A 13,560-nucleotide genomic window follows, 5' to 3' on the forward strand; every position below is an offset into this window, starting at 1 on the left:
AGTCTGTAGCGCCTTTTTTTGAACCTAGCAATTTTTAAAATGTTAGCTTTATTTACACTTATATTAAAATTAAACGTTAAATCTAAAGAGAATTACATCTCCATCTTTAACAACGTATTCCTTACCTTCCATACGTACAAGACCCTTTTCCTTAGCTGCGTTATAAGAACCGCAATCAAGTAAATCCTGATAGTAAACAACTTCAGCCTTAATAAAACCTCTTTCAAAGTCTGAGTGAATCTTACCAGCAGCGCCAGGAGCCTTAGTACCATTAGTGATTGTCCAAGCTCTTGTTTCTGTTTCACCAGCTGTTAAGTAACTAATAAGACCAAGTAATTTATAACTTGCTGCAATAAGCTTATCAAGACCTGATGACTTAAGACCTAAATCCTCTAAGAATTCCTTCTTTTCATCGTCATCAAGTTCAGAGATTTCCTGCTCAATCTGAGCACAGATAACAAATACTTCTGAGTTATTCTTAGAAGCAAAATCCTTAACCTTTGCAACGAATTCGTTACTAGCGCCATCATCGCTTAAATCATCTTCTGAAACGTTAGCAGCAAAGATAACTGGTTTAGCTGTTAAAAGGTTATATTCCTTTAAGAATGCTTCCTCTTCTTCGCCTTCGATTTCTAAGCTAGAAGCTAAATTACCATCTTCTAAGTGCTTAATAAGTTTCTCAATGAATTCAACTTCGCGAGCTAAATCCTTGTTATTATAAGCGCCTCTCTTTTGCTTAGCAAGTCTTCTCTCTAAAACTTCAAGATCAGCAAAAATTAATTCTAAATTAATTGTCTCAATATCTCTTACAGGATCAATAGAACCATCAACGTGAACGATATTAGAGTCTTCAAAACATCTTACAACATGAACAATAGCATCAACTTCACGAATATTAGCAAGGAACTGGTTTCCTAAACCTTCACCCTTTGATGCACCTTTAACTAAACCTGCAATATCAACGAATTCAATTACAGCAGGTGTAATCTTAGCTGAATTATAAAGAGCTGCAAGCTTATCTAGTCTTTCATCTGGAACAGTAACAACACCAACGTTAGGGTCGATTGTTGCAAATGGGTAGTTAGCTGCAAGAGCTCCTGCTTTTGTAAGTGAATTAAATAGAGTTGATTTACCAACGTTAGGTAAACCTACGATTCCTAATTTCATTGTAACCTCCATGCCACATATAGTGGAAATAATTTTATGAAAAGTCAGTTATTAATAAACTGAGTTTTTTTATTTAGGGATATTTTTCCCGATTAACGCAAGGAATATTTTAGCATAACTTAGCTAAATATGGGAGATTTATTTTTAATTTAAACAAATATAGAGCAGATTTTACAAAAAACAATAAAAAAACACCAATATATGGGAAAAATCCCCACTTTAATACCACATTTCGCAAAGCTAGAATTTAGCGCTAATTTGGGCTGTTTGGGCTTGCTTTTTATCTTATAAAGGGTTACAATAGGGGTGAAAGTGGAGGGAATGTGAATAAAAGTGGTTGAAAGTGGTTACTTTTAAAAATCGCAATTGACCCATAAAGCTTAACGTAGGAAAGGGGGAACGACTATGTTGCAAGGTGAATATACGCACACAATAGACTCTAAAGGTCGTTTAATCGTTCCGGCAAAATTACGTGAAAGCTTAGGAGATAAATTTACAATAACTCGTGGATTTGATGGTTGCATTTATGCATACGCTGATAATGAATGGGAAGCTCTTAAAGACAGAATCTCTAAATTACCCCTAAATGATGCAAGAGCACGTTCATTAACACGTTTTTTCATAGGTGGCGCAAGTGAAGTTGAGGTGGATAAACAGGGAAGAATCCTTGTTTCGCCTACACTTAGAAGCCACGCAGGCTTAGTTAAAGATGTGGTTTCTCTTGGCGTTGGTAACAAAGTAGAAATTTGGAGCCTAGAGAAATACAACGAAGTTAATGCCCAAAGCTTTGAGAATATTGAAAATGTAGCAGAATCTATGTTAGAATTTGGCTTTACTATTTAATGTTCATAAAGAATAGAGAGGTTTCATAATGGAATTTAAGCATTATTCAGTTTTATTAGAAGAAACAATTGAAAATTTAAACATTAAGCCAGATGGAATTTACATGGATGGAACACTTGGCGGAGCAGGACATTCAAGTGTTATTGCTAGCAAATTATCTGATAAGGGAAGACTTATAGGAATTGATCAGGATGAGAATGCTATAGAAGCAGCATCTTTAAGACTTGAACCCTATAAAGATAGGGTAAGTATAGTTAGAGATAATTATGTTAACTTTAAAAAAGTCCTAGATGATTTAGGAATTGATAAGGTTGATGGAATTGTTCTTGATCTTGGCGTTTCCTCATATCAGTTAGATACAGTTGAGAGAGGATTTACATATAATGTGGATACTCCCCTTGATATGAGAATGGATAACAGACAGCAAATGACAGCAAGAGATATAGTTAATGACTATAGCGAAGCTGATTTATATAGAATAATTAGAGATTATGGTGAAGATAGATTCGCAAAAAACATTGCAAAGCACATTGTAATTGAAAGAGCTAAAAAGCCAATTGAGACAACATTTGAGCTAAACGATATTATTAAGGCAGCAATTCCAGCTAAGGTAAGAGCTACAGGTGGTCATCCATCAAAGAGAACTTATCAAGCAATTAGAATTGAGCTTAATAAAGAGCTAGATGTCTTAGAGAATTCAATTGATGATATGATTGATAGATTAAATGTAGGTGGAAGATTATGTATTATTACATTCCACTCATTAGAGGATAGAATTGTAAAGGTTAAATTTAAGACTGCACAGAATCCATGTACATGTCCACCAGATTTTCCGGTATGTGTATGTGGTAAGAAATCAAAGGGTAAGGTAATTTCAAGAAAGCCTATATTACCTAGTGATAAGGAACTAGAGGAAAATTCTAGATCTAAGAGTGCTAAGCTAAGGGTTTTTGAAAAAAGATAGTAAAGGTATTAAATAAATCTTGCAAAGGAGGAGAAACAGCATGGCAAACTATGGCAAAAGGAAACAATATAAAAGTGCTAAGAGAGCAACATATGTATCTGGAAGTGCTGCAAGACAACTTGCACCAAAGCCTGAAAGAGAAATAAAACGACGCCAGGAGTTAACAGAAAAAGAACGTCTTGAAAGAAGAAGACGTTTAAGAATAAAGAAGCGTCAAAATAAGCTAAATCTTATTTATTTAACTGCAATGGCAGCCATAGTTGTTACTATAGTAGCTGTTTGTTATGGATTGGTAAGTCTTGAAACATCAACAAAGGCTAATCAAACGAGACTAGATAAATTACAACAAGAGTATCAGGATTTAAAGCAAGATAATGACGAGTTAGAACTTCAGATTAATGCAAACATAGATTATGACAAGATTTATGATACAGCGGTAAATGAATTGGGAATGGTTTATCCCGATTCAAGTCAGGTTATTCTTTATGAGTCAGGCGAAAGTGAGTATGTTAAACAATATAAGGATGTACCTGGTACTGAATAAAATTAATGCTGGCTTTGTAAATAAGGCCAGCATTTTATGTTTAAAAGGCAAAAATTGGGAGTGTAGTAATGGCTGATTACGAAAAAATTAGAGAAAGAAAATTAAAGAAAGCCAGAAAAGTTCTAAGAAGGGCAGGTAAGAAAGTCCAGGTGCTATTTCTTATAGTGGCGATTTTACTTGCAGGCTTAGGAGGTCGTATTTTTTATATAATTTATACTAGGGGCGATGAATATACACAAAGTGTATTAGATGAACAGACAAAGTCACTAAATACAGTTCTTGCCAAAAGAGGACAGATACAATCAAGTGATGGAACAGTACTTGCCTATAGTGAGAAGATGTATAATGTAATACTTGATGTGGCTCAGCTATTTAGTGATGATGAAGAAAGTGATAGTGATTTAACAGGAGATACTATTAACGCCTTAAGTAGTTACTTTAATATAGATAGATCAGAACTTATAGCTAAAGTGTATGACAACCAATCTAGCAGATATCTAAAGCTTGTAAAAGAAATCTCTAGTGAAGAGATGGAAGGCTTTAAAAATCTTATGATTGTAACAGATGATAAGGGAAACGAAACTAAGACAAGTGTCGTGGATGTTTGGTTTGAAGAGACTTATGTTAGAAGATATCCATATGATAATCTAGCGGCGGATGTTGTGGGTTTTTATAGCCAGAACAACGGCGGAGAATTAGGATTAGAATTAGAATATAATGATTATTTAACAGGGGTTAACGGACTTACATATAGTTACGTAGATGACGGCCTTGAAATAGCCAATGAAACAAAGGGCGTTACAGATGGATTAAATGTAGTAACAACAATCGATTATAATATTCAAAAAATAATCGAAGAAAAAATAATAGCTTACAATCAGGAAAAACCATCAAAAAATACAGCAATAATGGTAATGAATCCTAGTAATGGTGAAATCCTTGGAATGGCAAGTTATCCAACATTTAATTTAAATGATCCGAGGGATTTAACAAAAAGCTTTACTGAGGAACAATTAGGGGCTATGTCTGATGAAGATAAGACTAATGCTATGTATGACTTATGGAAGAATTTCTGTGTATCAGAAAGTTATGAGCCAGGTTCTGTATTTAAGCCAATAACTGTGGCAGCAGCACTTGATGAGGGTGTCGTTAAGGATGGGGATACCTATGTATGTAACGGTTATGAAGAGGTAAGTGGTTGGAAGGTTAAGTGTCATGCTTATGGACAAGGAGGACATGGACAATTAACCCTAGAACAGTCAATTATGGAATCTTGTAACCCATATATGATTAATTTAAGTATTAAGCTTGGAACAGTTAAGTTTGCTCAATACGTATCAGTTTTTGGATTTGGTAGTCTTACAGGTGTTGATTTACCTGGAGAAACAGGCGGTATTATATATCCGGCAGATAAAATGACAGTAATTGATGCTGCAACAAACTCATTTGGACAGAATATAAATGTTAATATGGTCCAGATGTTATCAGCATATTGCTCATTAATTGAGGATGGTAATTACTATCAGCCACATATTGTAAAAGAGATTGAGGACTCTAATGGTAATGTGGTAAAATCCTTTAATCAAACACTTATAAAACAGACTTGTACAGCAGATACATCAAAATTACTTAGAAGATACCTTTTTTCAACAGTTAATGAAGGTACAGCTAAGAAAGTAGCAGTTAAGGGATACAGTGTTGCAGGTAAGACAGGTACAGCTCAGAAAGCTAACAGAGATGAACAAAAATGGCTTATTTCATTTATTGGACATGTGCCAGCAGATGACCCACAGATTGCTATATATGTTATTATTGATGAGCCAGATGGAACAACAGGAACATCCGGTTCTTCAGCAGATGTATTAACACTAAGTCATGATGTTTTAGAGAGTTTATTACCTTATTTAGGTATATATGAGGATCTAACAGCTAGCGAGATTAATACACAAAATAGTGAAGATGAACTAACTGTAGAAGTACCAAATACTACACAGAATTAATTGGAGGAAGTTATGGATTTAAAAAATAAGAAAGTAATGGTAGTTGGAACCGGAATAAGTGGAATAGGAGCTGTAAACTTACTTAATAAAGTAGGTGCAGATTGTATCCTTTATGATTGCAATGATAAATTAAAAGTAGAAGATGTAGAGAATAAACTAGGTTTTAATAAGGCAGAAATTATTATAGGTGAATGTAGCGATGAATTAATAAAGAGAGTTGATTTATTAGTAATTAGCCCAGGTGTTCCAATAGATAGCGAACTTGTAATAAGATTTAAGGAAGCTGGCGTTGAAGTTTGGGGCGAAATTGAATTAGCTTATAACTATGATAAGGGCCAGATAATTGCCATAACAGGAACTAATGGAAAGACAACTACAACAGCTTTAGTTGGCCAGATAATGAAGGCATATAATGAGAAGACATTTGTAGTTGGTAATATTGGACGCTCTTATACTGGAGAAGTGCTAAATACAAGTAAAGATTCAGTTACAGTAGCAGAAATTAGTAGTTTCCAGCTTGAAACAACTAAGAATTTCCACCCTAGAGTATCAGCAATTCTTAATATTACACCAGATCATCTAAATAGACATCATACAATGGAATGTTATGCAGAAACTAAGGAAAGAGTAGCCTTAATGCAGAATAAAGATGAAGTATGTGTATTAAATTATGAAGATGAGTGGCTACAGGATTTTAAAAAGAACTGCAAAGCTAAGATAGTTTGGTTCTCATCAAAGAGAAAAGTAGAAGTTGGCGCATATGTTGATGGAGATATGATTCATTATACAGATGGCGTTAATGATAAAGAATTTTTAAATGTACATGACATGAGACTTCTTGGAGTACACAATTATGAGAATGTATGTGCAGCAATTGCCATGACTAAGGCAATGGGAGTACCTGATGATGTAATTATTAGAGAAATAAAGAACTTTAGAGCTGTTGAACATAGAATTGAATATGTAGCAACAAAATCTGGAGTTGATTATTATAATGACTCAAAGGGAACTAATACAGATGCAGCAATTAAGGCCATTGAGGCAATGGTAAAACCAACAATTCTTATAGCTGGTGGCTATGATAAGGGCGTAGAATTTGACGACTACATTAAGGCCTTTAAGGGTAAAGTAAGATTTATGGTATTACTTGGTCAGACAAGCCAGATGATAGCAGATACAGCTAATAAGTATGGTTTTACAGATTATGTATTTGCTAATTCAATGGAAGAGGTTGTTGATATTTGTGCCAAAACTGCTAAAGAAGGAGAGGCAGTTTTATTATCACCTGCTTGTGCTAGCTGGGGAATGTTTGATAACTATGAGCAAAGAGGAAGAATATTTAAGGATTTAGTTAATAAGCTTCCTTAATATTTAATGGAGAGTATATGGCAAATGATGTAAGAAAAAGATCTACAAACAAACGTAATACTCAAAAAGATATCAGTAGGACAAGGATAAATAGACAAGCAAAAAAGAAGCAACAAAACTACATAAAAAGCCATAGAAGAAAGAAAAGATTTAGATTAAACATAAAAAGAAAAGCAGGATTTTATCTTGATTATTCTTTAATGTTTATAATGCTTTTACTTATAGGTGTTGGCCTTGTTATGGTATATAGTAGTTCTTCAACCACCAAAGAAACGATTTTTGATATATTAAAAAGTCAGGTTTTATTTGCGGTAGTTGGAATATTTTTTATGATACTAGAAGCTAGAATAGTTGATTATCATATATATAGTAAAAAGTGGGTTTCATATGGACTATATATTTTTTCACTCTTCCTAGTATTATTACTTTTAACACCACTTGGTAAAAATGTTAATGGTGCCACACGTTGGATTGGACTAGGCTCTTTTTCATTTATGCCTGTTGAAGTGGTTAAGGTAGGTGTCATAGCGGCACTATCCTTTAGAATAGTCAACTTAGGGGATAGAATGAATAATACTTTTAGTTTATTTTGGCTATGGTTTTTTTATGGAGTAGTACCTGCGGGATTATTATATGTAATATCTAATAATTTAAGTAGTGCTATTATTATTTCTGGAATGTGCTTTATAATAACATTTGTGGCATTTCCAGGGTATAAGCCCTTTGCTGCAGTAGTTGGTGTAGGAGGCGCTTTTGCAACCCTTCTTGTAACAAGACTTGTTAGTACACTAAATTCAGGAGACAATTTTAGACATGCAAGAATACTTGCTTGGCTACATCCTGAGGATTACGCAGATAATAAGGCTTACCAAACAATTCATGGTTTATATGCCATAGGCTCTGGCGGACTTTTTGGTAAGGGACTTGGAAAGAGTATGGTAAAAATAAAATTGCCAGAAGCATATAATGATATGATTTTTACCATAATTTGTGAAGAGCTTGGTTTATTTGGTGCGCTTTGCGTATTACTTGCTTTCAGTGTTTTGCTTTGGAGAATTGCCCATGTGGCAAAAAATGCTCCAGACCTTTTGGGAGCACTGTTATGTACAGGGGTTTTTGCCCATATCTCTTTACAGGTATTGGTAAATATTGCTGTAGTAACTAATACTATACCAAACACTGGTGTTACATTACCATTTATAAGTAAGGGTGGAACGGCGCTTCTTATTCTTCTTATGGAAATGGGAGTAGTATTTAATGTAAGTAGTCAAATTAAGGATGAACTAAATGAGTAAAGTAGATGAGTTAGAAGGATTTCAGATTATAGATGTGGATGATGAACAGGAAGAAAAGGACAGAGTAAGTAGGACTAAAAAATCATCTAAGAAATCTAAAAAAAATAAACGCCAAAAAAGAAATAAAAAAAGAGATGGATTTCTAATGAAAATTTTGGTAATATTTTTGATTGTAACTTGCATTTGTGGTGGCGTTTATTTTGGTTTTAAAGTAGATGTAATAGAGTATGAAGGCAATACTCATTACAGTGATGAGGAAATGTCTAAATGCATTTTTAATGATAAGACACCAAATTCACTTATATATTTTTTATTTGGTAATACGAATATTGAGATTCCCTTTATCCAAAAATATGATGTCGAGATTGAATGGCCAAGAAAGATTCATGTAAATGTCTATGAGAAAGCTATTATAGGCTATGTTAAATACATGGGCAGTTATATGTATTTTGATAAGGATGGAATTGTGGTTGAAAGCTCTAATGAGTTAGTAAACTCCCTCCCAGAGATTCAAGGATTAGATTATTCATCAATTGTGTTAAATGAGAAACTTCAGGTATCAGATACAAGTATTTTTGATAAGATACTAGATCTGGCCCAGGGTTTTGATAAATACGATATGGATGTGGATTCTATTTTCTTTGATAACGAAGGAAACATTTACCTAAACATACAAAATGTTAAGGTAGCTATGGGAAATACAGATGATTATAGTGAAAGATTATTTGAACTAAAACAACTATATGAGAAATTAAATGGATTGTCCGGAACCCTATATTTAGACAGTTTTGACGGCAACACATCCTCAATTATTTTTAAGAAAGATTCTCAAAACGGTTGATATTTTGAATGAAAAACGATATTATATTTTATAAGTGATTTTTAAGGGAGTAGAAGGAGGCAACAACTTTGTTAGAAATTATGACAAACGACGCAGAAGGCTCTGCAAAGATTATAGTAGTGGGAGTCGGCGGATCAGGCAACAATGCTGTTAACAGAATGATAGATGAGAATATCAGTGGGGTAGAATTCGTAGGCATTAATACTGATGGTCAGGCACTTCAATTGTGTAAGGCTCCACAAGCAATTCAAATTGGAGAGAAGCTTACAAAGGGTTTAGGAGCAGGTGCAGTTCCTGAAATCGGAGAAAAAGCAGCAGAAGAGAATATTGAAGATATTACTCAGGCACTAGAAGGCGCAGATATGGTATTTGTAACTTGTGGTATGGGTGGCGGAACTGGTACAGGTGCAGCACCAGTTGTAGCTAAAGTAGCTAAAGAATTAGGCATCCTTACAGTTGGTGTAGTAACAAAGCCATTTGCTTTCGAAGGTAAGACTCGTATGAGCAACGCTAATGTAGGTATAGAGAAGTTAAAGGAAAGTGTTGATACACTTATTATTATTCCTAATGATAGATTACTTCAGATCGTAGATAGAAGAACATCTATGCCAGATGCATTAAGAAAAGCTGATGAAGTTTTACAACAGGCAGTACAGGGAATTACAGATCTTATTAATGTTCCAGGTCTTATTAACTTAGACTTTGCTGATGTTAAGACTGTAATGACAGATAAGGGTATTGCACATATTGGTATTGGTACAGGAACAGGTGATGACAAGGCAATTGAAGCTGTTAAGCAGGCTGTATCAAGTCCACTTCTTGAAACAACAATTGAAGGTGCTTCACATGTTATTATTAACATTTCAGGTGATGTAAGCCTTATGGAAGCTAATGAAGCAGCAAGTTATGTTCAGGATTTAGCAGGAGATAATGCTAATATTATCTTTGGTGCTATGATCGATGAAACAGTTACTGATAGAGCAACAATTACAGTAATTGCTACAGGTCTTGAAGATAGCAATGTTAATTTAGCTCTTGCAGGATTCTCAGCTAAGGCAACTACAGCACCTAAGACTGTAATTAAGCCAACATATACATATAATGGCGGTTCTACAGCACCTAAGGTAGCTCAGGCTGAAGAAACTCCACTTCCTGGTCTAAAGCAACCAGAACCAATTACAAGTAATGTTAAGGAGAAAGGAATAACAATTCCTACATTCCTACAGAAAAGCAAGAAGTAATTTAGATTTAATGAATATTAAATCCGGACGGGGGTAACCAATCGTCCGGATTTTTGTTTTTACAGATTAATCTGAAATTATATTAGGAGACAAAAGTATATGAAGAAGAAAAAGAAGAAAAGTTATTATTATGACAGGATTTTTGCCTTGTTATCAATAATAACCTTAATTGTAATTGTTCTTATGATATACTTTGATTAATATCGATTATTAGATGTTGTTGTTTCTTTAGACGAAAATGAGTATAATATAAAACGCCAAAGGCGTGGAAAGTAATATATAGAAAAGGAATAAAATATGGCTAGCATTAAACAGGAAAATATTAGAAATTTTTGCATAGTCGCACATATTGATCATGGTAAATCAACATTAGCCGACAGAATTATTGAGAAGACAGGATTACTTACTAGTAGAGAAATGCAGGAACAGGTCTTAGATAATATGGACCTTGAAAGAGAAAGAGGCATTACAATTAAAGCTCAGACTGTAAGAACAGTCTATAAAGCTAAGAATGGTGAAGAATATATTTTTAATTTAATTGATACTCCAGGACATGTGGATTTTAATTATGAGGTATCAAGAGCGCTTGCAGCTTGTGATGGCGCTATTTTAATCGTAGATGCTGCACAGGGAATCGAAGCTCAGACTTTAGCTAACGTATATTTAGCTCTAGATCATGACTTAGATGTATTTCCTGTAATTAATAAAATCGACTTGCCAAGTGCAGAGCCACAAAGAGTTATAGATGAAATTGAAGATGTAATAGGAATTGAAGCACAGGACGCTCCACTTATTTCAGCTAAGAATGGCATTAATATTGAAGAAGTTCTAGAACAGATTGTAACTAAGATTCCAGCACCAACAGGTGATAGAAATGCTCCACTTTCGGCTCTTATTTTTGACTCTATATATGATGCATATAAGGGTGTAATTATATTTGTTAGAGTTAAGGAAGGTACAGTAAAGAAGGGTACTAAGATTAAGATGATGGCCACAGGCGCATCTGAGGAAGTAGTAGAAGTTGGCTATTTTGGCGCAGGGCAGTTTATCCCTTGTGATGAACTTTCAGCAGGTATGGTTGGTTATATTACAGCAAGTATTAAGAATGTATCAGATACACGAGTAGGTGATACAGTAACAGATGCTAATAGACCATGTAGTGAACCTCTTCCAGGATATAAGAAGGTTAATCCTATGGTTTATTGCGGTTTATATCCAGCAGATGGCTCTAAATACCAGGATTTAAGAGATGCCCTTGAAAAATTACAGTTAAATGATGCATCCCTTTTCTTTGAACCAGAGACAAGTATAGCCCTTGGATTTGGCTTTAGATGTGGATTCCTTGGATTATTACATCTTGAAATTATACAGGAAAGACTAGAAAGAGAATATAATCTAGATCTTGTAACAACAGCACCTGGTGTAGTATATAAAGTACATAAGACTAACGGAGAAGTTATTGATTTAACTAATCCATCCAATATGCCAGATCCTTCAGAAATTGATTTTATGGAGGAACCATTTGTAACAGCAGAAATTATGGTAACAACAGAATTTGTTGGACCAATCATGAAATTATGTCAGGAAAGACGTGGCGTTTATCTTGGCATGGAATATATAGAACAGACAAGAGCATTACTTAAGTATGAATTACCACTTAATGAAATTATTTATGACTTCTTTGATGCCTTAAAGTCTCGTTCAAGAGGTTATGCTTCATTTGATTATGAAATGAAGGGATATGTAAGATCTAAGCTTGTTAAGCTTGATATACTTATTAATAAAGAAGAAGTGGATGCTTTATCATTTATTGTATTTGCTGGAAGCGCAGAAGAGCGTGGAAGAAAAATGTGTGAGAAGTTAAAGCTTGAAATTCCTAGACAGCAATTTGAAATTCCAATCCAAGCAGCAATTGGAAGTAAGGTTATTGCTAGAGAGACAGTTAAAGCACTTCGTAAGGATGTACTTGCTAAGTGTTATGGTGGTGATATCTCTAGAAAGAAAAAATTGCTTGAAAAGCAGAAAGAAGGAAAGAAGCGAATGCGCCAGATAGGTAATGTAGATATTCCACAGAAGGCGTTTATGAGCGTTCTAAAATTAGATGAAGAATAATAATCAATTAGGGATATATATACATATCCCTTTTTGTGTGCAGAAATGTGTCTATTGTGATTTTTTATCTGCACCAGCAACTAATGATGTGAAAATTAAATACATAGAGGCGCTAAAAAAAGAAATAGAGCTTGTAGGTCTAAATAATAAAGAAAAAGAAATAGAGGTTAATTCTATTTTCTTTGGTGGAGGAACTCCAAGTTGCATAGACCCAGAGTTAATTCAAAGCGTATTAGATACTATAAAGAATAATTTTAGAGTAAACGAATTTGCAGAAATAACTATAGAATGTAATCCAGGAACCCTAAGTGAAGATAAGGCCTATAGTTATAGAAATGCAGGGATTAATAGAATTAGTTTTGGATTACAGTCATGTGATGATAAAGAGCTTAAGATGCTTGGAAGAATTCATGATTTTGATGATTTTAGAGACAGCTTTAGAATGGCAAGAAATTATGGATTTAATAATATTAACGTGGATTTAATGACAGGCCTACCCGGTCAAACAAAGGAAAGCCTATTAAAGACTTTAAAGACTGCCCTTGCCTTTAAACCTGAGCATATATCGGCTTATGGCCTTATATTAGAGGAGGGAACAGTTCTCTTTGATAGAATCAATGAATATCCGCCAATACCAAGCGAAGAACTTGATAGGCAGATGTATGACATTACAAGAAAGAGCTTTATAAAGTCAGGATATGTTCAATATGAGATATCTAATTATGCAAAGCCTGGCTATGAATGTATTCATAATCTAAAATACTGGAATAGAGAGGAATATTTAGGCTTTGGTATAGGAGCGGCAAGCTTTATAGATGAGAAGAGATATTCTAATATTACGGATATTAATAGCTATATAGATATCACATCTAAATTAATGGATGAGCTTATGGATAATAAGTTAATAAATATAGATTTATCTTCTCTTTATGCTAGCTTTGAAAAATTGGACATTAATGATGCAAAAGAAGAATTTATGTTCCTTGGTTTAAGAAAGATTCAAGGCATATCAATTCTTGATTATAAGGAAAAATTTAATCAAGAGATTTATGAACAATATAGCAAAGAAATAGAAGACAATATAAATAAGGGTCTTTTAATTTTAGAAAATAATAGACTTAAATTAACAGCTAAGGGTATTGATATAAGCAATACAGTTATGTCTGATTTTATCATATAATATAT

General features: G+C 34.0%; 11 protein-coding genes. 10 read left to right on the forward strand and 1 reads right to left on the reverse strand.

The window, feature by feature from the left end; genetic code table 11:
- Positions 1-69: 69 nt before the first annotated feature.
- A complete protein-coding gene (ychF, locus tag T537_RS0105550) occupies positions 70-1,167 on the reverse strand; it encodes a redox-regulated ATPase YchF (protein WP_031556660.1) in 1,098 nt (365 codons plus the stop codon).
- Between the two features lie 405 nt (positions 1,168-1,572).
- On the opposite strand from ychF, the gene mraZ reads away from it, so the two are divergent.
- The 10 genes from mraZ (at position 1,573) to hemW (ending at position 13,555) form a co-directional block, all read left to right on the forward strand.
- Positions 1,573-2,010 carry a division/cell wall cluster transcriptional repressor MraZ gene (mraZ, locus tag T537_RS0105555; protein WP_027437783.1) on the forward strand — a complete coding sequence of 146 codons (438 nt, stop codon included), beginning with the start codon at positions 1,573-1,575 and terminating at the stop codon, positions 2,008-2,010.
- Between the two features lie 28 nt (positions 2,011-2,038).
- Positions 2,039-2,974: a 16S rRNA (cytosine(1402)-N(4))-methyltransferase RsmH gene (gene rsmH, locus T537_RS0105560; protein ID WP_031556661.1), complete on the forward strand. Its 936-nt coding sequence runs from the start codon at positions 2,039-2,041 to the stop codon at positions 2,972-2,974.
- Positions 2,975-3,014: 40 nt separating this feature from the next.
- Positions 3,015-3,518 carry a cell division protein FtsL gene (ftsL, locus tag T537_RS0105565; protein ID WP_027437785.1) on the forward strand — a complete coding sequence of 168 codons (504 nt, stop codon included), beginning with the start codon at positions 3,015-3,017 and terminating at the stop codon, positions 3,516-3,518.
- A gap of 68 nt (positions 3,519-3,586) precedes the next feature.
- Positions 3,587-5,518: a peptidoglycan D,D-transpeptidase FtsI family protein gene (locus T537_RS0105570; RefSeq protein ID WP_031556662.1), complete on the forward strand. Its 1,932-nt coding sequence runs from the start codon at positions 3,587-3,589 to the stop codon at positions 5,516-5,518.
- 12 nt (positions 5,519-5,530) lie between these two features.
- Positions 5,531-6,886, forward strand: coding sequence for a UDP-N-acetylmuramoyl-L-alanine--D-glutamate ligase (gene murD, locus T537_RS0105575; RefSeq protein ID WP_031556663.1), 1,356 nt, complete (start codon positions 5,531-5,533; stop codon positions 6,884-6,886).
- Positions 6,887-6,903: 17 nt separating this feature from the next.
- Positions 6,904-8,181 carry an FtsW/RodA/SpoVE family cell cycle protein gene (locus T537_RS0105580; RefSeq protein WP_081823257.1) on the forward strand — a complete coding sequence of 426 codons (1,278 nt, stop codon included), beginning with the start codon at positions 6,904-6,906 and terminating at the stop codon, positions 8,179-8,181.
- Positions 8,174-9,022 (forward strand): cell division protein FtsQ/DivIB, encoded by an 849-nt coding sequence (locus tag T537_RS0105585; protein ID WP_051554947.1) that lies wholly within the window; start codon positions 8,174-8,176, stop codon positions 9,020-9,022. Before T537_RS0105580 ends, T537_RS0105585 begins: the two co-directional genes overlap by 8 nt.
- Before the next feature lie 68 nt (positions 9,023-9,090).
- A complete protein-coding gene (gene ftsZ, locus T537_RS0105590; protein WP_027437789.1) occupies positions 9,091-10,263 on the forward strand; it encodes a cell division protein FtsZ in 1,173 nt (390 codons plus the stop codon).
- A gap of 297 nt (positions 10,264-10,560) precedes the next feature.
- Positions 10,561-12,375: a translation elongation factor 4 gene (gene lepA / locus T537_RS0105600; RefSeq protein ID WP_027437790.1), complete on the forward strand. Its 1,815-nt coding sequence runs from the start codon at positions 10,561-10,563 to the stop codon at positions 12,373-12,375.
- Positions 12,365-13,555: a radical SAM family heme chaperone HemW gene (hemW, locus tag T537_RS0105605; protein WP_027437791.1), complete on the forward strand. Its 1,191-nt coding sequence runs from the start codon at positions 12,365-12,367 to the stop codon at positions 13,553-13,555. The genes lepA and hemW overlap by 11 nt, the downstream gene beginning before the upstream one ends.
- Positions 13,556-13,560 lie beyond the last annotated feature (5 nt).

Origin of the sequence: Lachnospira multipara LB2003 (assembly GCF_000702205.1) — a bacterium.
GTDB classification, from domain to species: Bacteria; Bacillota; Clostridia; order Lachnospirales; family Lachnospiraceae; genus Lachnospira; species Lachnospira multipara_A.

Bases quoted from the DNA above. Each gene is read 5' to 3' on its own strand.
- T537_RS0105570 (WP_031556662.1), top strand. From the start codon at position 3,587: ATGGCTGATTACGAAAAAATTAGAGAAAGAAAATTAAAGAAAGCCAGA.
- murD (WP_031556663.1), top strand. From the start codon at position 5,531: ATGGATTTAAAAAATAAGAAAGTAATGGTAGTTGGAACCGGAATAAGT.
- mraZ (WP_027437783.1), top strand. From the start codon at position 1,573: ATGTTGCAAGGTGAATATACGCACACAATAGACTCTAAAGGTCGTTTA.
- hemW (WP_027437791.1), top strand. From the start codon at position 12,365: ATGAAGAATAATAATCAATTAGGGATATATATACATATCCCTTTTTGT.
- T537_RS0105585 (WP_051554947.1), top strand. From the start codon at position 8,174: ATGAGTAAAGTAGATGAGTTAGAAGGATTTCAGATTATAGATGTGGAT.
- ftsL (WP_027437785.1), top strand. From the start codon at position 3,015: ATGGCAAACTATGGCAAAAGGAAACAATATAAAAGTGCTAAGAGAGCA.
- T537_RS0105580 (WP_081823257.1), top strand. From the start codon at position 6,904: ATGGCAAATGATGTAAGAAAAAGATCTACAAACAAACGTAATACTCAA.
- rsmH (WP_031556661.1), top strand. From the start codon at position 2,039: ATGGAATTTAAGCATTATTCAGTTTTATTAGAAGAAACAATTGAAAAT.
- ychF (WP_031556660.1), bottom strand. From the start codon at position 1,167: ATGAAATTAGGAATCGTAGGTTTACCTAACGTTGGTAAATCAACTCTA.
- lepA (WP_027437790.1), top strand. From the start codon at position 10,561: ATGGCTAGCATTAAACAGGAAAATATTAGAAATTTTTGCATAGTCGCA.